This window comes from Bradyrhizobium lablabi (assembly GCF_001440475.1).
Taxonomy (GTDB): domain Bacteria; phylum Pseudomonadota; class Alphaproteobacteria; order Rhizobiales; family Xanthobacteraceae; genus Bradyrhizobium; species Bradyrhizobium lablabi.
Genome location: NZ_LLYB01000057.1, coordinates 278,759 through 295,942 on the forward strand (window position 1 = coordinate 278,759; position 17,184 = coordinate 295,942).

Annotated in this window: 19 protein-coding genes and 1 tRNA gene; 11 read left to right on the forward strand and 9 right to left on the reverse strand. The window is 62.5% G+C overall.

All coding sequences use genetic code 11. The annotated features are described in order from the left end of the window. The first annotated feature begins 215 nt into the window (after nucleotides 1-215). Entirely contained in the window at nucleotides 216-662 is a 447-nt protein-coding gene (locus CQ14_RS12095; protein WP_057858128.1) for a hypothetical protein, read from the forward strand. 162 nt (nucleotides 663-824) lie between these two features. On the opposite strand, the gene CQ14_RS12100 is transcribed toward CQ14_RS12095, so the two are convergent. Then, nucleotides 825-1,208, reverse strand: coding sequence for a VOC family protein (locus CQ14_RS12100; RefSeq protein WP_057858129.1), 384 nt, complete (start codon nucleotides 1,206-1,208; stop codon nucleotides 825-827). A gap of 277 nt (nucleotides 1,209-1,485) precedes the next feature. Between CQ14_RS12100 and CQ14_RS44605 the strand changes: the two genes are divergently transcribed. Together CQ14_RS44605 and CQ14_RS12110 are read left to right on the forward strand one after the other, a co-directional pair. Beyond that, a complete protein-coding gene (locus tag CQ14_RS44605; RefSeq protein ID WP_057858087.1) occupies nucleotides 1,486-2,076 on the forward strand; it encodes a hypothetical protein in 591 nt (196 codons plus the stop codon). Nucleotides 2,077-2,230: 154 nt separating this feature from the next. Continuing rightward, nucleotides 2,231-2,716 carry a hypothetical protein gene (locus CQ14_RS12110; protein ID WP_057858088.1) on the forward strand — a complete coding sequence of 162 codons (486 nt, stop codon included), beginning with the start codon at nucleotides 2,231-2,233 and terminating at the stop codon, nucleotides 2,714-2,716. A 15-nt stretch (nucleotides 2,717-2,731) separates the two neighbouring features. On the opposite strand, the gene CQ14_RS12115 is transcribed toward CQ14_RS12110, so the two are convergent. Beyond that, the gene (locus tag CQ14_RS12115) at nucleotides 2,732-3,091 is read right to left on the reverse strand and encodes a hypothetical protein (RefSeq protein WP_057858089.1); all 360 of its coding nucleotides are present in this window, start codon (nucleotides 3,089-3,091) and stop codon (nucleotides 2,732-2,734) included. Between the two features lie 339 nt (nucleotides 3,092-3,430). Here CQ14_RS12115 and CQ14_RS12120 point away from each other — a divergent pair, with 339 nt between their 5' ends. The 4 genes from CQ14_RS12120 (at nucleotide 3,431) to CQ14_RS12135 (ending at nucleotide 8,858) form a co-directional block, all read left to right on the forward strand. After that, a complete protein-coding gene (locus tag CQ14_RS12120; protein WP_057858090.1) occupies nucleotides 3,431-4,600 on the forward strand; it encodes a cupin domain-containing protein in 1,170 nt (389 codons plus the stop codon). A gap of 486 nt (nucleotides 4,601-5,086) precedes the next feature. Continuing rightward, nucleotides 5,087-6,079: an alpha/beta hydrolase gene (locus CQ14_RS12125; protein WP_057858130.1), complete on the forward strand. Its 993-nt coding sequence runs from the start codon at nucleotides 5,087-5,089 to the stop codon at nucleotides 6,077-6,079. A gap of 133 nt (nucleotides 6,080-6,212) precedes the next feature. Then, nucleotides 6,213-8,162 carry a putative bifunctional diguanylate cyclase/phosphodiesterase gene (locus tag CQ14_RS12130; protein WP_057858091.1) on the forward strand — a complete coding sequence of 650 codons (1,950 nt, stop codon included), beginning with the start codon at nucleotides 6,213-6,215 and terminating at the stop codon, nucleotides 8,160-8,162. Between the two features lie 345 nt (nucleotides 8,163-8,507). Further along, nucleotides 8,508-8,858, forward strand: coding sequence for a hypothetical protein (locus CQ14_RS12135; RefSeq protein WP_057858092.1), 351 nt, complete (start codon nucleotides 8,508-8,510; stop codon nucleotides 8,856-8,858). Nucleotides 8,859-9,238: 380 nt separating this feature from the next. Here the strand turns inward: CQ14_RS12135 and CQ14_RS12140 are convergent, their stop codons facing one another. From CQ14_RS12140 to CQ14_RS12165, 6 genes are all read right to left on the reverse strand, one after another. Next, nucleotides 9,239-9,697: a RidA family protein gene (locus CQ14_RS12140; RefSeq protein ID WP_057858093.1), complete on the reverse strand. Its 459-nt coding sequence runs from the start codon at nucleotides 9,695-9,697 to the stop codon at nucleotides 9,239-9,241. A 160-nt stretch (nucleotides 9,698-9,857) separates the two neighbouring features. Next, entirely contained in the window at nucleotides 9,858-10,220 is a 363-nt protein-coding gene (locus CQ14_RS12145; protein WP_156434905.1) for a hypothetical protein, read from the reverse strand. Between the two features lie 62 nt (nucleotides 10,221-10,282). Next, a complete protein-coding gene (locus CQ14_RS12150) occupies nucleotides 10,283-10,942 on the reverse strand; it encodes a DUF4304 domain-containing protein (protein WP_199805511.1) in 660 nt (219 codons plus the stop codon). A 39-nt stretch (nucleotides 10,943-10,981) separates the two neighbouring features. After that, nucleotides 10,982-11,290, reverse strand: coding sequence for a hypothetical protein (locus tag CQ14_RS12155; RefSeq protein WP_057858096.1), 309 nt, complete (start codon nucleotides 11,288-11,290; stop codon nucleotides 10,982-10,984). A gap of 54 nt (nucleotides 11,291-11,344) precedes the next feature. Next, nucleotides 11,345-11,421: transfer RNA gene (locus CQ14_RS12160), tRNA-Arg, on the reverse strand. A gap of 50 nt (nucleotides 11,422-11,471) precedes the next feature. Next, on the reverse strand, nucleotides 11,472-11,732 hold the full coding sequence (locus CQ14_RS12165) for a hypothetical protein (protein WP_057858097.1): 261 nt from the start codon (nucleotides 11,730-11,732) through the stop codon (nucleotides 11,472-11,474). 332 nt (nucleotides 11,733-12,064) lie between these two features. Between CQ14_RS12165 and CQ14_RS12170 the strand changes: the two genes are divergently transcribed. After that, nucleotides 12,065-12,511: a hypothetical protein gene (locus CQ14_RS12170; RefSeq protein WP_057858098.1), complete on the forward strand. Its 447-nt coding sequence runs from the start codon at nucleotides 12,065-12,067 to the stop codon at nucleotides 12,509-12,511. Between the two features lie 168 nt (nucleotides 12,512-12,679). On the opposite strand, the gene CQ14_RS12175 is transcribed toward CQ14_RS12170, so the two are convergent. Continuing rightward, the gene (locus CQ14_RS12175) at nucleotides 12,680-13,807 is read right to left on the reverse strand and encodes an S-(hydroxymethyl)glutathione dehydrogenase/class III alcohol dehydrogenase (RefSeq protein ID WP_057858099.1); all 1,128 of its coding nucleotides are present in this window, start codon (nucleotides 13,805-13,807) and stop codon (nucleotides 12,680-12,682) included. A 116-nt stretch (nucleotides 13,808-13,923) separates the two neighbouring features. Here CQ14_RS12175 and CQ14_RS12180 point away from each other — a divergent pair, with 116 nt between their 5' ends. The 3 genes from CQ14_RS12180 to CQ14_RS12190 all read left to right on the forward strand — a co-directional run bounded on the left by CQ14_RS12180 (nucleotide 13,924) and on the right by CQ14_RS12190 (nucleotide 17,178). Continuing rightward, the gene (locus tag CQ14_RS12180; protein ID WP_057858100.1) at nucleotides 13,924-14,799 is read left to right on the forward strand and encodes a DMT family transporter; all 876 of its coding nucleotides are present in this window, start codon (nucleotides 13,924-13,926) and stop codon (nucleotides 14,797-14,799) included. Between the two features lie 132 nt (nucleotides 14,800-14,931). Next, nucleotides 14,932-16,668, forward strand: coding sequence for a methyl-accepting chemotaxis protein (locus CQ14_RS12185; RefSeq protein ID WP_057858101.1), 1,737 nt, complete (start codon nucleotides 14,932-14,934; stop codon nucleotides 16,666-16,668). A gap of 108 nt (nucleotides 16,669-16,776) precedes the next feature. Further along, a complete protein-coding gene (locus tag CQ14_RS12190) occupies nucleotides 16,777-17,178 on the forward strand; it encodes a DUF2177 family protein (RefSeq protein ID WP_057858102.1) in 402 nt (133 codons plus the stop codon). Nucleotides 17,179-17,184: the final 6 nt, after the last annotated feature.

Genomic DNA, 17,184 nt, shown 5'->3' on the forward strand with positions numbered 1-17,184 from the left:
GGCCGCAGCGCCCACCGAAGCCGATCAAGGGGTTATGCCAAAGCATGGGCTGCACCGTCAACGCGTCAGGTTGTCTGTCCGTTCCCGTACAGGAAGCAAACGTGAAGCGTACCACTCCGACGTGACGTGGTGAGGACGGCCGGGGATCAACTTGGCCCGCGAAATGCATAATTGATTTCGGCACCGGCCGGCGGGTGCTGGAGCAAGAGAAACAGGTGACCAACTGGATCTATTCCGGCGGCCACGTGCCGCACCTCTACGCAGAGAATGGCAATCTTGAAACCACGGGCCGTCACCGCGCGGGCCGTTGGAAAAAACCGCTGGTGATCGGCGGCATGCTGCTGATGCCGCTCGTCTCCAATCCGGGCGAGGCCCGCGATCCCGACGGTCGCTATGCCAACTCACCGCTGAAGCAGTGGTTCGACAGTCTGAAGAGCGGGAAGGGCCCGTGCTGCTCCGATGCCGACGGCAGCGCCGTCAGCGATGTGGATTGGGAATCGAAGAGCGGGCACTACCGCGTTCGCATCGATGGCGAGTGGCATGACGTGCCTGAAGACGCCGTCATCACCGAACCCAACCGCGTCGGGCGAACCATGGTTTGGCCGATCCGCGGCTATCAGGGATTGAGCATCCGCTGCTTCATGCCGGGCTCGATGACGTGACGCACGAGCGCTGGCGCGCCCCATGACTGTCATACTCCGCGAAAGCGGAGTATCCAGTACGCTGCGGCCTCTCGGTTTTGTCTAATGCCTCTGGAATACTGGATCACCCGCTTTCGCTTTCGCGGGTGATGACAACCTGAAGCAATGCAGTTCGCCGACGCGTCACGCATATTTCTTGTCGCGCTCGAGCAGCTCGATCGACATGCCCTGCGGCCCGCGGATGAAGCAGATGCGAACGCCGGGCCGGATGGTGGTCGGCTCCTTCGTGAACTCGACGCCCTTGGCCTTGATCTCGGCAGCGACCGCGTCGATGTCCTTCACGGTCAGGCCGAAATGGTCGAGGCCCTGATAGGGCGTCACCGGCGGTGTGTTGACGCCGTCGCCAGCGGTGACGGGCGCGATGAAGACATTGGCGCCGCCGAGCTTGACGTCGATCCGGCCAGGGCCACGGACGATTTCGCCGCCCAGAACGTCTTGCAGCCAGGCTGCGGTCGCTTCGGGATCGGGGCTGCGCAAATGGACATGGTCCCAGGTAACGGTCGGCATTTCGGTCTTCCCCATTGTTGTTGTTGCGGCTTCAAAGCCGACGTTGTGGTGCGGCAATCTAGCCACCGCGCATCCACGATTCCATCCTGCAAGCCTTGCGCTACCGCCGCAATATTGTCGAGGTGGTATGAAACCATTTCTGCTCTGGGTGATTGTTGATGCGCGGCGGGATCCGTACAGCGGCGGTCGTGACAAGAGCCGTACGGGAAAACGCCCGTAGGGCTTTTTTCATGCGCGGCACGGCAATCGCCGGCGCTGCCGGGTTGAGGGCACGGCTATGAGGATCGCCGGGTGGTCGTTCGGAAAGTCCGAAGCGCGGTTTGCCGCGCTGCCGGCCATCGCCATTGCCGGATGCACCATCTGGCTGATGCTCCCGCAAGCGAGCGATGCCGAGAGCCATTCCGCCGGAACGCCTCCTCAAGTGCAAGACGCATCCCGAGCTGACGATACGGCCGCGACGCAGGCGACCTTGTCGAACACGGAGCCGGCGGCTGTTTCCCCGGATGCCAGCCCGGCGGCTATCGCCGGGGCGCCTCCCGATATCGCGCTGCCTGAAACGGTGGCTCCTGCCGGGTCGCCACTCGACGGCCTGAAAATCGTTTCGCAGTCGTGGCGCAGGGGCGGGCTCGGCTCGAAAGCGCTGGTGACGTTCACGCTTCGCAACGCCAATGAGTACGCTGTGAAGGATATCGAGATTGCCTGTAGCTTCGCTCGCCGGGACGGCAGCCATCTGACCGACCGCCGGCGTATCATTCCCGATACCGTGAACATGAAGAGCAGGAAGCGCTATGCCGGCATGCTGGTTGGGTTCGTCAACGTCAACGCAAATAAGGCGAAATGTTCACTGGTGACCGCCAGCCGCATTTAACCCAGCGTTTAACCCTGCGCGGCGTGAATTCGCCTCTTTCATCCCGGAAATGTGAGCTGTGCCTTTGAACCTTGCCGGTCGGCCAGGAACTAATCGATATATCGCCCGTTGAGCGATTGAACCGCGCGATGCTCGTGCGGGGGGAGCGAGTCCAATGCCCGTAGCGCGTTATTTCCTGTTTGTCGGCGGAGTGTTGCTCGCGCTGTTGTTGGCGATTGATGCTCTTGTTCCCCAAGAGGCCGTCGTGGCAAGCCAGGCCGCTCCTTCGGTTGACAAGACCGTCGTGCGCATTCGCTCCGACCAGAAGCTGCCGGAGCGGGTGGTCTACGACACCAGCCTTCCGACCATTGTTCCGCCGCCGGCCGCGATCGCCCAGGCCGTTGCGCCGTCCGCGCCCGCCGCCGTGACCCCTGTTTCGGCCGACGCAAACGCCCAGGCCCGGGTTCGGGAGACGTTTGCCCAGTTCGTCCCGGGCGAGGCGAAGAAGCCCGAGCCGCAGGTTCAGCGCAAGCGCAAGGTCGCCAAGACCCGTCAGGCGCCGCCCATGCAGTTTGCGCAGCCGCCGCAGGTGCGGGTCGCACAGCAGTCGCAATTCGGCTTCTTCGGCGGTCCGAGCCCGCGTTCAACCTGGACCTGGTAGGCCCGCTCGCCTGATCTAGCGCGGCAGCTTCGGAATCTTGTCCGCAAACCCGTTGAAGCAGGTCAGCCGCTCGTCTTCCTCCTTGACGAAACGGCAGTCGCTGACGCTCTTCGCCGCCGGCGCTTTCGCTTTGGGCTGTGGTGCGTAAACGGCGTCGTAGCAATTCAGCCGTTCCTTGGTCGCGTCGTCGATGTCCTGGCAGGCCTGCAATTTTTGGGCGGCTGACAGGGGTTTTGCCGGGGCTTCCTTCTTGCCCTTCGATCCGACTTGAATCAGGGGCTTGCCGCCGACCGTCGGAGGGGCGGCGGGGGCGGTCGTTTGCGCAAAGGTCGCGGCCGGATACAGCACCGCCAGCGCGAGGATGATCTTTTTCATATTGAAATGTCCGAATAGCCGTGAGCGACGAGCGCGCCCGGGAGAGACCAGAGCTCCCGACCTTCGGAATCGCTAAATCCCGCTGCGCGCCAGCGATCTCTAGCACCATCCCAGAGCGTCTGTCTAACTCGTTGATTTAACGGCCATTCGAATAGGCCGCCCCAGGACCAGAGGGTGTTGGCGTGGTATCGTGTGACCTCCAGTGGTAGGCAGCTGGCCGTTGGCAGCGCATCTGTCGGCATCAAACCTGTGCTCTATTGCGTGCACTTGATTGAGTCCCGCCTTGGGCGCTCTCTTGCTGGCCGCCCGAGGGATTTATGGCCGCGGAGGAGTGCATCCATGTCCGATCCACAACGTCGGGAGTTTCTGGCTGCCGCGGGCATCGCCTCGCTGGCAGCGCTGGCCGCGGCGCAGCCGGCCGCAGGCGGCGACCCGAGCTTCATGAACAACGTCCCGGACCCCGCGCTCGCGGGCAAGGATCTGCCGACCTTCAAATTCGCGATGGAGAAGTCGGACGGCAAGGTGATCGGCAACAGCTACGGCAAGGAGGCCACTGTCGCGCAACTGCCGATCTCCAAGGGCATCGCCGGAGTCTCGATGCGGCTCGAGCCCGGCGCGATGCGCGAGCTGCACTGGCATGCCACCGCCGCCGAATGGGCGTTCGTCATCGAGGGGCGGGTGCGCACCACCGTCGTCGACCCCAGCGGCCTTGCCGAGACCAATGATTTCGACCCGGGCGACGTCTGGTATTTTCCGCGCGGCCACGGGCATATGCTGCAATGCCTGGGTGACAAGCCGTGCCACTTCATCCTGATCTTCGACAACGGCTATTTCTCCGAATTCGGCACCTTCAGCATCACCGACTGGATCGGGCATACGCCGCCGGCGCTGCTGGCGAAGAATTTCGGCCTGCCTGAAACGACGTTCGCGACCTTTCCGAAGGAGGAAGTGTATTTCGCGCGCGGCAAGCCGCCGCCGGCCGAGCCCTCGGTGCCTTTGCAGGGTTGGAAGCTGCCGCCGGAGACCCACAAATACCGCCTGCTGGCGCAGCCGCCGCATGCGACCTATCGGGGCGGCCGCGAGTGGCGCGTCGATTCCAGCCGCTTCCCGATTGCAAAGACGATCACCGGCGTCGTCCTCGATCTCGATCCCGGCGCGCTGCGGACGCTGCATTGGCACCCCAATGCCGACGAGTGGCAATACGTCATCGAAGGTGAGGCGAGCGTCACTCTGTTCGGCTCTCACGGCCGCTACCGGACCGAGCGATTGCAGAAGGGCGATGTTGGCTACATCCCGCAAGGCTACGGGCATTCGATCGAGAATGTCGGCAACAGCACGGCACGCATCCTGATCGGATTTAATGCCGGCATCTACGAGGCCATCGATCTGTCGCAATGGATCGCGGCCAATCCCAGGGACGTGCTCGCCACGAATTTCGGACAGCCGGCGGAGGCGTTCGGAAAATTCCCGGATCGCGACGTGTTCATCGCAAGCAAGGATGGCACCTGATAAACGGCTCCGCGGAGCGTGCAAGAAAACGCCGACAGCTCTCGCGAAGCAACCGTGTCAGGTGTGGCGCGGCGACCTAGCGCAGCCGATAGGCATCAAATGCGTGGGCCAGGAATATGCCGATGCTGACGAAGATGAGGAATGCTGTCACGACCTCGGTCATAGCCTTCCTCCCTGTATGGTCATGCCGGAAAGGGCACGCTTGAGGAATTCGCGGTAGATGAGGTTGAGGACCGTTACTAACATGATCTAACCCCGTGCTTGATTGGCGGCACGGTAACGGCGGTTTGTTTCCGGAGCGCTTCGCGGCAGGGCAAAACGGTTTCGTCGCGGCCCCTCGGGATCACAGAATCGCGACGGAACCGGAACAACTGCGGTCGCAGCCGCCCGCCCTTTTCTCGCCATCCTGATTGAGGAGACCTGCGCCGGGCGGGTTCTGCGAACGGGCGTTGTTCCCAAGGGTTCAGTGTGATCGTCCAACATTTGCTGAAAAACGAGACCGTTACATCCCGCCGCGCGGTTCTGCGCGGGATCGTGTCTTCAACCAGCGTGCTGGCGCTCGGCGGATGCGCCAGCCTGGGCGCGACAGGCACGCGTTACGACGCGTCCTCCCTCGCGGTCGAGCCGACTTTGCTCGTCGCAACCACGCGCAAGCCGGCGAACGGTGCGCGGGCGAAACCCTGGTTCGGGCCGGAGCGTGCGACGAGGATGACCGTCGCCCGGGCGAAACTGGTGCCGCCTGACGAGAGCCGTTTCTCGCTCGCCGCGGCCGGTCTCGGCGATTGGCGTCTCGATGCGGTCGAGCCGGCGTCGGGGGAGGTCAGCGATCTTCTCGGGCAGGGCGACGTCCTGATCTACGTGCACGGGTTCAAGCAGACATTCGAGACGGCGGCGCTCGATGCCGCGCATCTGGCCGACGGCATCAAATTCCGCGGCCAGACGATGGTGTTCTCGTGGCCGTCCAAGGCGGGGTTGTTCGACTATGCCTATGATCGCGACAGCGCGATGTGGTCCCGCGACGGTTTCGAGCGCGTGCTCAATTCCGCCGTCACGAGCCCGAGTGCCGGACGTGTTCACATCGTCGCGCACAGCATGGGCACCATGCTCGCGCTCGAAAGTCTGCGCCAGCTCTATGCACGAAGTGGCGACACCGTTTCGGACAGGATCGGAGCCGTGGTGTTCGCCTCGCCTGATATCGACATGGACATATTCTCGTCGTCAGTTACCCGTCTGGGCCCGCTCGGCCGCAAGATCACCGTCGTCGCCGCGACGAACGACCGTGCGCTGGCGATCTCGGGGCGATTGGCTGGCGGGATGACCCGGGTCGGCGCCGCCGAGAAGGCCGCCATCGAGCAGCTTGGCGTGCGCGTCATCGATGCGTCCGATTCAGGCTGGGGTGTCATCAACCACGATCTGTTCCTCTCCAATGCCGAGGTACGGAAGGTGATACGCCGCTCGATCGATACGTCGACGGCGTGATTCCGGGCTTTAGCGATTTTCGGGGCAATTAGCGCGCCGTTAACCAGCCGAGCATTGCGGGGGAACCGGCACAGCATCGATCTTAAGGTATTTGCGACACGGTCGATGAGGTCGGATCCTCATCGGTTGCCGCATGAACAATACTTTGAATCTATTTCGGATTGATGCCGAGAATCACGAATTGATGGGGGCTCAGCTCGCGGCGTTTTCGCGGCAGGTCCCCTTGCTCTATTTTATCCTGAGCGTGAATTCGATCGCGCTGGCATCCACGCATCTTGGCATCGCACCCACGATTCTGACCGTTGTATTTCCCGGCGTTCTGGTCGGGGCCTGCGCCATTCGCTGTCTGATCTGGCTGCAGCGCCGCAACCGCGTGGTCGAGCCGAAAGCTGCCGCCCGCACCTTGCGCGCGACCGTGGTGCTGGGCGGCGCGCTGGGCTTTGCGTTCCTGGCATGGGCGCTGAGCCTGTTTCCGTACGGCGACACCTCCCGCCACGGGCACATCCTGTTTTTCGTCGGCATCACGGTGGTCAGCTGCATCTTCTGCCTGATGCATGTGCGCCCGGCGGCGCTGATCCTGACTGGCACGGTGATCGCGCCGTTCGTGGTTTTTCTGCTTGCGAGCGGCGACGTGGTTCATATCGCCATCGGCTTGAACCTGTTCCTGGTCACGGTCGCGATGATCTACATCCTGATCATCTGCTCCGGGCAGTTCGCCGCCATGGTCAACGGGCAAATGGAGACCCGGCGTCTCAGCAACGAGAACTTCCGTCTCGCCAATGTCGACAGCCTCACCGATCTGCCCAACCGGCGCCAGTTCTTCCACCGGCTCTCGATCCTTGCAGAGCAGGCGCGAACGGCGAACCACAGGTTCGTGGTCGGCGTGCTCGATCTCGACGGATTCAAGGCCGTCAACGATCTCTATGGACATGGGGTCGGCGATCGGGTGCTGAAGGAAACCGGTCAGCGTCTCCTTAAGGTTTCCGACGACACGCAATTCATCGCGCGGCTCGGAGGCGACGAGTTTGGCATCATCGTCGACGCCGGTCTCGGTTCCGAAGCTGTGCTCGCGGTCGGCGCCAGGATCTGCTCGGTCTTCGACGCGCCGTTTTCGGTCGCCGGGATCGTCGCCAAGATCGGCGGCTCGGTTGGATTTGCCCTTGCGCCGGATGCCGGCACGACAGCCGAACTGCTCTACGAGCGCGCCGACTACGCGCTCTACCATGCGAAAGCGAGATACCGTGGCCAGCCGGTGATCTTTTCCAGGGAGCATGAGGTCGAAATCCGCAAGCTCAGCACCATTGAGCACACCTTGCGGAGGATCGATCTTGACGCAGAACTGTCGTTGCATTTTCAGCCGATCGTCAATGTCGGGACGTCGCGGCTGGTCGGCTTCGAGGCGCTCGCGCGATGGCACAATCCCGAACTCGGTAACGTCGCGCCCGGCGTCTTCATTTCGGTCGCGGAGCGCACCGAACTGATCGGAACGATTACGCAGGTCCTGTTGCGCAAGGCGTTGTCCGCCGTCAGCTCCTGGCCGGACGGTCTCTTCCTGTCCTTCAATCTGTCGATGCGCGATCTGATTTCGCAGGGCACGATCCTGCAGATCGTGGCCATCATCGAAAGCAGCGGCATCGATCCTCGCCGCATCATCATCGAGGTCACCGAGACGGCGCTGATGCAGGACTACGAGCGGGTGCAGGAGTCGTTGAGGATCTTGCGGTCGATGGGGCTGAAGGTGGCGCTCGACGACTTCGGATCGGGACAGTCCAGCCTGAGCTACGTCCATCAATTGTCGCTGGACAAGATCAAGATCGACCGCGGCTTCGTCCGCAACATCGCGATGCAGGAGAATGCCCGCAACATCGTCAAGACGGTGATCGACCTGTGCCGCAACCTGAAGTTCGACTGCGTGGTCGAGGGGGTGGAAACGGCGGAGCAGGTCGAGATCATCAGCCGCCTCGGCTGCTCGACGATGCAGGGGTATTTCTTTGCCAGGCCGATGCCGCAGGGCGAGGTCGAGGCCTTCATCGCCGATTTTGGCTTGTCCGGCGATCGGCGGCTGGTCGCCGCGGCCGGGTAGGATCGATCCTGGCTGTCGCATCCGGAGCGATGGTGCGTTGCGGATCGTCGCAACGCCATCGCGGGAGAACATGATGGCGCCGGTCTGTCGCCGACAAGCGGCCATCACAATGTCACCGCGCCGTCACCCATAATGTCGCCAAATTGACAGAACATTTGTTCGTCGCGGGTACGATGGTGCCCGGTCTCGCCTCGAACTACTCAACGCTCCAACTGCTCGACGTGTGCGCAACACCGGCCGATTGCCGGTGCGCGATGCTGTGCGCGTCAAACCGGAGACATGAGGCGAAGCCGGGGCCCGCTCGTGAACTAACCATTTAGTTGTTTTACATGGGAGATAAGAAATATGCGTCAAGCAACATCGAAGGCCGTGGCAGGTTCGAAGGCCAGCCGTCGAAAGCTGTTCTCGCTCGCGGGCATCACGGGCATCGCCCTGTTCGCAGGCGTCGCGGCAGCCAACGCACAGAGCACGGGTATCGCCTCCTGCGACGACTTTCTGACCAAGTACGACGCCTGCATCGTCTCCAAGGTCCCGGAGGCACAGCGCGCGATGTACAAGACGCAGATCGATCAGACGCGCAAGGCGTGGGTCGACATGGCCAAGAACCCGTCGACCAAGGCGACCATGGAAGCGACCTGCAAGCAGACCCTGGACGCGACGAAGGCCTCGCTCACAGCCTATGGCTGTTCGTTCTGATCGGCCCAAGAACGCCTAAAAGGAGTGGCGCCAAACAGGCGCCACTCAAGCTTTTCCGTGTCGGTTAACGTCTTGTTAACCATAACGTCCCAGCATGGCCGTCAATGGGAGTCGCCACGGACGTTAGCCCGTAGGCGCGATTGATGGTTCATCTTGGGGGCGAGCGCGAGCTCGCGGGGCTCCAAGGAGTAACGTCATGTCGTCACCTGGCGTACGACACCAAGCAAATTTGCTTTCCGAATTCGTTGCGGCGATTTTCGGGGCGCTTGGTTTGGGAGTTCCGATTGCGATTGCGATCATTTGGATTTGTTCCTGATCGGCATGCTGCCTGTTCCGTAACGGCGTCCCTATGAAGGGGCGTGGCAGGGCATGGGGCGAGGCTAATCGGGGAGGGCCGCAACGGCTACGATCTCGATGACGAGGTCGGGATGCGCAAGTGCTGCAACTCCGATGACCTCGGAGGGAGGCGGATTGTTGCTGCTGCAATGCTTCGGGCAATGCTGCGCGAAAAATGCGTCCATCACGTCCTGACGGAAGTTGGGCGAACTCAACACGCCGCCGTTGGGGAACGGTCCTTTCACGAAGAACGTCAGCTTGATCAGGTGATCGAGCGAGGTGCCGAGTTCCTCCAGATCAGCCTTGATGTTGGCCAGGATGCTGCGCCATTGCGCGGCCGCGTCGCCCACGGCGCCGCCATCTTTCTTGAAGGGCTCGTAGTCGTCGGTGGTTGCGGTGTTCCCGGCGAGGAAGACAAATCCCTTTGCCCCGGTGACGACGGTGCCTTTGCCCCAGGGCATCAGGCGGCCGGCCTTCAGCTTCCTATGGGTCACGAGCTGCATTTTTCGTCTCCGGGCCGGAGCACAAGGGAGCCGGCGTTAGCATCGCCCCGCACAATCTACGCGGGAGGCGAGGCTATGTTCCGGTAGGAGAATGAAATGGCGCGCCACGGCCAACGATGGCACGACAGCTTCGCTGTGGCGCCATTAGCCTCTCTACGGATCACTTGAGATCGCGGAAGACTTTGCTGAACTCCGGAAGCTGCAGTCTGTTTTTCTCCTGTTGATATTCAAGTTCGGTGAAAGGACCCATCACCGGAACGCGTTTCCTAATATTCCGCTCGTCTGCCTGACGCACGATGTAATAGAATTCCGTGACAGAGCGATCGGGAGCCCCATTTCCGCGCCACGGATGGCGAGCCAATACGACGTATTGGGAGTTCGCGCCGGCCTGGAACACAGTTGGTTTCGGCAGGCCATCGCCGGAGCAGTCCCCCTCTGCGCCCATGGAACGACAGAGCGACATATCCTCGCGAACGTCGATGGCGACAAGCCGGTAAGGTCCATCAAGGACTTCGTCTGCCACGAAGCCGCATCCAGCCACGCACAAGAGGCTTGCCACGCTTGCCCATCGCATCGCGAGTGAGGTCATGCTTGTCGTGACCTGCCGCCGGGTTCCCCGTCTGTCCGAAGGGCTACTTCGGTTGTCATGCAGAGTTGCTCCAATTCCGCACGAAGAGCGGGCGCGCCTCCGAGATTCACCAACGCAATCCGGGCGAAGGCGCCGGCGTCGATCAGATTGCCAAGCGATTGCCGCATAAGAGCCAGCGATCGCGCCATTCGAACCTTCGTAGAACCAAAGCCTGAGAAGCCATACAATCCTGCCTCGAATTGCGCAGGCGTGATGTTGTGCAACGGAGACTCCGGTCCCGACATCTCGGCGAAGAGCTTTCGACCAATTGTCGCATAGACCGATGCCGCGGCCCGAACAGCCGCGTCCATGCTCTCCTTCGACCCTGCATGGTTCCACCATTGATCGCTCTCCGCCTCGGACAGCCGTCGCCGAAACTCGCAAAGCTCGGGTCTGATTTTCGTCGCGTCCGGTGAGTTACCAGCGAGATCTGGAATAGAAGCGGGCTGGATACCGAGGTTTACGGCGAATTGGCCGCCGTACCGCGATCCCTGTACTTGAACGACGTGGATGAGATCGCCCGAGATGCGACGGAAAGTGCGACCAGAGCCGACGAAGCCATCGTCCTTGAGCACCGGAGCCAGGTGCTCTTTGATCGAAGATTCCAGACGATGCATCGTTCGGTTCATACGGATGGCCGAATCCGTTGCTCCCCATCAAGTTTCGCCGACCGGCGCGTTCAGGAATCTCTTGCGCATCTCCTGCGCGCGATCAGAGAGACTCATGAACTCAGCGGCGCGCTCGAGGTCCCGCCAGACAGCACCTCGACAGTTAACAAGCTCCGCGGCCAGACACAGTTCATCAAAGGCCAGCCCAAGCTCATTGTGGCTGACATACTCTCGAAATTGGGTAATCGACGCTTCAAATTGTGCGCGAACCGCAAGTGTCGGGGGTGGCAACGCAGCGCATGCGCGCTTCAGAACGGTTTCTGTCGCCTTCCACCGTTTTGTCCGAGCGACATCCATTGCAGTGCTCAATCGTGCCAGCCGACAAGCTATGTTCCGGAGGGAAAGTCGGAATGGCGCGCTCGGAGAGATTCGAACTCCCGACCCTCGGAATCGAAATCCGATGCTCTATCCAGCTGAGCTACGAGCGCCTTGCGCTGGCTCGTATCAGACTTGGCCTGATAGAGCCAGCCGTGACGCGCTAGTAGCAGGGATGCCGCCGGCGGTCCTGGCCGATATAGGCGGCGGCGCCCTGGCGGCAGAGGACGGTGGAGGGGCCGTCGTAATAGGCGAAGGTGCCGGGCTGCAGGCCGGGCCCGTAATTGTGGAGGAAGCTGATCTCGTAGGGCAGGCCCCAATTGTACAGATGGTGGTGGCGATTATGGCGGGCGTCGGCCAGGTTTGGGGCCAGGACCGCGGTGGAGAGGAGGGCGGCGGCCACGAAAAACTTTGCTTTGGTCATTTCGATTCTCCGGTGGTCTCACTGGAACTGGTTGCGATTGGAGCTGAGCGGATGGCGGTTCATCGAAAGAAATCACGTTAAAACAAGGAGATACAAGCGTAAGCTCTGATTCGGTCGAGGTCGACACCCCTGCTATCCCAGCTCATCTGGCCCCTGGTTCCAGGAGAGGCGGGTAGAATAGCCGCGGAAAGCCAGCCTGGCGCGCCCATTTTTGGCCTCAAGGGATGCTTAACGCTTTCCCAACACAGTCCGGCCAGAGTTCTGTCCGGTCTTGCTTGACGGGCCGACCTACTTCCGCGTCTGACAGAGGCTATCCGGTTCCTGATCGATCCATGCGCATCACGCCCCTTGCCCTGTTATTCCTCTCGGTCCTGGTCGCGAGCCCGGCGCGCGCGGACCTGCACATTACGCGCGACCACGGCGGTTATGTCGAGGAGTACAAGACCAAGTACAAGCGGATCCGCGAGCGCAAGGAGCGCGTCATCATCGACGGCATCTGCAACTCGGCCTGTACGCTGGTGTTCGGCATCGTGCCGATGAACAAGATCTGCGTGACGCCGAAGGCGAGTGTCGGTTTCCACCAGGCCTATTACGACAAGGCCTTTACCTTCGGCATCAAGGTCACCAGTGCGGAGGGGACGTCGGACCTGATGTCCTATTATCCGGAAACGGTGAAGGACTGGATTCGCCGCAATGGCGGGCTCACCACCGAGATGAAGAAGATCAAGAACGGCAAAGAACTCTGGAAGATCGTCGATCCCTGCCCGGAAGAGTGGTGAGCCAGGTTCACTGAGTTCAGGCTTTTGCCCTCGTCATCGCCCGCGACAGCGGGCGTTTTAGTGTTCCGGAGACGCCTGTTATCGAATCGACAAGCCACGGCCTACTGGATACCCCGCATTCGCGGGGTATGACGAGCGATGGTGAGGGGAGACGCGTGCGACGCCGCCCTAGAACGTCACCACGCCACGGATCGACTCGCCGCGCTTCATCAGCTCGAACGCGTTGTTGATCTCGGCAAGCGGCATCACATGCGTGATCATCGGGTCGATCTGGATCTTGCCCTGCATGTACCAGTCGACGATCTTCGGCACGTCGGTGCGGCCCCGCGCGCCGCCGAAGGCGGTGCCTTTCCATACCCGGCCGGTGACGAGCTGGAACGGCCGCGTCGCAATCTCCGCGCCGGCGGGCGCCACGCCGATGACGATCGACTGACCCCAGCCGCGGTGGCAGGCTTCCAGCGCCTGCCGCATCACGGTGACATTGCCGGTGCAGTCGAAGGTGTAGTCGGCGCCGCCGATCTGGTCGGCGCCCAACTTCGTCATGTCGACGAGGTGAGGGACCAGATCCTTGCCGAGGTCCTTCGGGTTGACGAAGTGCGTCATGCCGAAGCGCTCGCCCCACGCCTTGCGATCGTTATTGATGTCGACGCCGATGATCATGTCGGCGCCGGCGAGCCGCAGGCCCTGCAGCACGTTGAGCCCGATGCCGCCAAGGCCGAACACGATCGCTTTCGCGCCTTGCTCGACCTTCGCGGTGTTGATGACGGCGCCGATACCGGTGGTGACGCCGCAGCCGATGTAGCAGACCTTGTCGAAGGGGGCGTCCTCGCGGATTTTCGCCACCGCGATCTCCGGCAGCACGGTGTAGTTCGCAAACGTCGACGTGCCCATGTAGTGATGAACAGGCTTGCCGCCGATCGAGAAGCGCGAGGTGCCGTCGGGCATCAGGCCCTGGCCTTGCGTGGCGCGGATCGCGGTGCAGAGATTGGTCTTGCGCGACAGGCAGGACGGGCACTGCCGGCATTCCGGCGTGTACAGCGGAATGACGTGATCGCCTTTCTTCACGCTGGTGACGCCCTTGCCGATGTCGACCACGACACCCGCGCCTTCATGGCCGAGGATCGCCGGAAACAGCCCTTCCGGGTCGGCGCCGGAGAGTGTGAACTCGTCAGTGTGGCAGACGCCGGTGGCCTTGATCTCGACCAGCACTTCGCCGTCGCGCGGTCCCTCGAGCTGAACGGTGGTTACTTCCAGCGGCTTTCCAGCAGCGACGGCGACGGCGGCGCGAACATCCATGGCATTCCTCGTTCAAAATCTTCGAATTGACAGGCTTCAATATGTGAAATCGCGCAGGTCTCCCTGCGCGATCGCTGCTTGCCGCATAGCACATGATCGGGCAACAGGGACGCCAAATGACCGGCGACCTCGAAAAAATTGCCGCACGCGCGGCGCCTGCGATCTTCGTCGTGCTGTGGAGCACCGGCTTCATCGGCACCAAATATGTGCTTGGTAGTGCCGAGCCGCTGACTTATCTGGCGATCCGCATGGCGTTCGTGGTCGGACTGATGGCGATCATCGTCGCCGTCGCGCGCCCCCGTTGGCCGGATCGCATCGGCATCGCACACAGCGCCGTCGCCGGCATTCTGGTGCACGGCATCTATCTCGGCGGCACGGCGATCGCGATCGCGCATTCGATTCCGGCGGGGCTCTCGGCCTTGATTCCGGGGCTGCAGCCGATCCTCACCTCGACGCTGGCGAGCCGCTGGCTCGGCGAACGCGTCACGCCGCTGCAATGGGGCGGATTGCTGCTTGGGCTCGCCGGCGTCGTGCTGATCCTGCACGACCGGCCGATGGGCGGGGAGGCGGGCTGGGGATGGCTCGCCTCGGCGGTCTCGCTGGTCAGCATCACCCTCGGCACGCTCTACCAGCGCCGTTACTGCAGCGCGATCGACTGGCGGTCCGGCAATCTCGTGCAATACGTCGCGGTGACGATCTTCTTCGGCCTCGGCGCCTGGCTGTTCGAGACCAATGTCGTGCACTGGACCACCGAGTTCATGCTGGCGCTGGCCTGGCTCACCGTGGTGCTGTCGATCGGATCGATCGGACTGCTGTACTGGCTGATCCGCCGCTCGGCAGCGACCTCGGTAGCGAGCCTCTTCTATCTGGTGCCGGCGGTGACATCGCTGATGGCCTACGTCCTGTTCGGCGAGCGGCTGGACGTGGTCTCGATCATGGGCATGGTGGCTTGCGCTGCGGCGGTACTGCTGGTCAACCGGCGCTCAGTTTGAAGTAGAACACCCGGCCTGCGTGCACGCGTAAATTTCAATAGCTACCGCAGTAGTTTCCCTGAGTTGTGCCCCATTAAGGTGATCGTAAGCAAAACGGGTCAGATTGGGCGCGATTTTGGGGGATTTCTCGTTATGACCACGCGTTCCATTGGAAAGTTTCTGCCGGCGCTCAAGTTGCGGCTCGGCACCAAGGCTGTGATCTCCGCGATCCTCCTGATTGTGGTCAATACCGGGTTGGTCGTGGGCGCGGCCCATTGGTCGCTGACCTCCGAGTTCGGCGATCGCGCGCTGCGCGACATCGAGGTCAACCTGCGCACGCTGGGACTGGCGTTTGCCGAGACCTACGGCGATGCCAAGATCACCATCAAGGATGGGGCCGTCGTCCGCGCCGAAATTCCCAAGATGCCCGAGTTCAAGGACCACGCAATCGTCGACCGCGCGGTAAGCTATACCGGCGGCAACGCGACGCTGTTCGTCTATGACGAGTCGAGCAACCAGTTCATCCGCCGCACCACCAACGTGAAGAAGGAGAACGGCGACCGCGCCGTCGGCACCCAGCTCGCCCCCGATCATCCCGGACAGGCGGTGGTTCGCCGCGGCGAGGCCTATAAGGGACCGGCGACGCTGTTCGGCAAGACCTTCATGACGGCCTACTATCCGATCGTGAATGCGGCCGGAAAGGTGGTCGGGCTTCTGTACGTCGGTATCCCGATGGCGCACTACGAGACCATGCTGTCACACGCCATCCAGAACATGGCGATCGCCGCCGGCATCGCCGCGCTGCTGGTGATGCTGCTGACCATGGTGCTGGTGCGTCGGGTGACCAAGCCGCTGACCTCGGTCACGGCCTCGCTCACGGCCATCGCCAACGGCAAGGCCGATGTCGCAATCAACTGCGACGACCGGATGGACGAGATCGGCGAGATCGCGCGTACGCTTGCGGTGTTCAGGAGCAACTCGCTGGAGCGCCGGCGCATGCGCGATGAGCAGGCTGCCGCCGCTGTGGCTTCAGCCGAGCAGCGCAAATCGGAATTGCGCGGCTTCGTCGAGGAATTCCAGGCCAGCGTCGGCGGCATTCTCGACAAGGTGCTGAACTCCTCGAGCGAATTCGAGCGCGTCGCGCGCCAGCTCACCGACACGGCGCGGACCACCGCAAGCCTGTCCGGCAAGTCGGCCGGCGCTTCCGAGACCGCCTCCGAGCACGTCCGCACCGCGGCCGCCGCCTCCGACGAGCTCTCCAGCTCGATCGCCGAAATCACCCGCCGGGTCCAGGAATCGAACGGGATCGCGGCGGACGCCGTCAAGCAGGCCGCCGCCACCGACCAGCGCATCAACGAATTGTCGGAGGCGGGCTCGCGGATCGGCGACGTGGTGAAACTGATCACCTCGATTGCCGAGCAGACCAACCTTCTGGCGCTCAACGCCACCATCGAGGCGGCGCGGGCAGGCGATGCCGGCCGCGGCTTTGCCGTGGTGGCGCAGGAGGTCAAGAGCCTCGCCGGCCAGACCGCCAAGGCGACCGAGGAGATTTCCAGCCAGATCGGCAGCATGCAGCTTGCGACCGAGGAGTCGGTCAGCGCGATCAAGGCGATCGGCCAGACTATCGAGCGCATCAGCGATATCGCCACCTCGATCTCGGCGGCGGTCGAGCAGCAGCGCGGCGCGACCCAGAACATCGCGCAGAGCGTTCGCGCCGCCGCCAGCGGCACGGCTGACGTCGCCGCCAATATCCGCAACGCCGCGCAAGGTGCGGACGAGACCGGCGAGACGTCGAGCCGGATGTTTGCCTCCGCGCAGAATCTTTCGAGCGAGAGCCTGCATCTGAAGGCCGAGGTCGAAAAATTCCTCGACCGCGTCCGCGCCGCCTGAGCAGTTGCGGCGGCGCATCACCCCCGCCGCTGAAACCTGAAGTCTCCGCATTCGTAGTTTGCCTATACTGCGAATGATTGCGCCTTGCTGGCGGGCTGGAGACTTCCCGTGAACCGATACGCCGTGCTCTATCTGGTGACGCTGTTCGTCATCGTGCCCCTTGATTTTCTGTTCCTTGGCGTCGTCGCCAGGGATTTCTTCACATCGCAGGTCGGTAACATGCTGGGGGAGATCAAGCCCGTGCCGGCGGTGCTGTTCTATCTGATCTATGTCGCCGGGGTCGTGATCTTCGTCAGCGGCGGGGCAGGGGCGAGCTGGCAATCGACGCTGCTCTATGGCGCGCTGTTCGGCTTCTTCTGCTACGCAACTTTCGACCTGACGTCGCTGGCATTGCTCAAGCACTGGAGCTGGCCGGTGGCGATCGTGGATGTCGCCTGGGGTGCGTTGGTGACGGCGGTCTCATCGACCGCCGGATTGCTCGTGGCGGATTGGGTAGCGGCGACTCCGTAGATGGGG

What these genes read in the sequence shown, in the direction of transcription:
- CQ14_RS12115 (WP_057858089.1), bottom strand. Translation starts at nt 3,091, where the DNA reads ATGAAAAAGATCATCCTCGCGCTGGCGGTGCTGTATCCGGCCGCGACC.
- CQ14_RS12155 (WP_057858096.1), bottom strand. Translation starts at nt 11,290, where the DNA reads ATGGATGTCGCTCGGACAAAACGGTGGAAGGCGACAGAAACCGTTCTG.
- CQ14_RS12185 (WP_057858101.1), top strand. Translation starts at nt 14,932, where the DNA reads ATGACCACGCGTTCCATTGGAAAGTTTCTGCCGGCGCTCAAGTTGCGG.
- CQ14_RS12165 (WP_057858097.1), bottom strand. Translation starts at nt 11,732, where the DNA reads ATGACCAAAGCAAAGTTTTTCGTGGCCGCCGCCCTCCTCTCCACCGCG.
- CQ14_RS12110 (WP_057858088.1), top strand. Translation starts at nt 2,231, where the DNA reads ATGCCCGTAGCGCGTTATTTCCTGTTTGTCGGCGGAGTGTTGCTCGCG.
- CQ14_RS12150 (WP_199805511.1), bottom strand. Translation starts at nt 10,942, where the DNA reads ATGCATCGTCTGGAATCTTCGATCAAAGAGCACCTGGCTCCGGTGCTC.
- CQ14_RS12100 (WP_057858129.1), bottom strand. Translation starts at nt 1,208, where the DNA reads ATGCCGACCGTTACCTGGGACCATGTCCATTTGCGCAGCCCCGATCCC.
- CQ14_RS12130 (WP_057858091.1), top strand. Translation starts at nt 6,213, where the DNA reads ATGAACAATACTTTGAATCTATTTCGGATTGATGCCGAGAATCACGAA.
- CQ14_RS12180 (WP_057858100.1), top strand. Translation starts at nt 13,924, where the DNA reads ATGACCGGCGACCTCGAAAAAATTGCCGCACGCGCGGCGCCTGCGATC.
- CQ14_RS12170 (WP_057858098.1), top strand. Translation starts at nt 12,065, where the DNA reads ATGCGCATCACGCCCCTTGCCCTGTTATTCCTCTCGGTCCTGGTCGCG.
- CQ14_RS12175 (WP_057858099.1), bottom strand. Translation starts at nt 13,807, where the DNA reads ATGGATGTTCGCGCCGCCGTCGCCGTCGCTGCTGGAAAGCCGCTGGAA.
- CQ14_RS12120 (WP_057858090.1), top strand. Translation starts at nt 3,431, where the DNA reads ATGTCCGATCCACAACGTCGGGAGTTTCTGGCTGCCGCGGGCATCGCC.
- CQ14_RS44605 (WP_057858087.1), top strand. Translation starts at nt 1,486, where the DNA reads ATGAGGATCGCCGGGTGGTCGTTCGGAAAGTCCGAAGCGCGGTTTGCC.
- CQ14_RS12135 (WP_057858092.1), top strand. Translation starts at nt 8,508, where the DNA reads ATGCGTCAAGCAACATCGAAGGCCGTGGCAGGTTCGAAGGCCAGCCGT.
- CQ14_RS12140 (WP_057858093.1), bottom strand. Translation starts at nt 9,697, where the DNA reads ATGCAGCTCGTGACCCATAGGAAGCTGAAGGCCGGCCGCCTGATGCCC.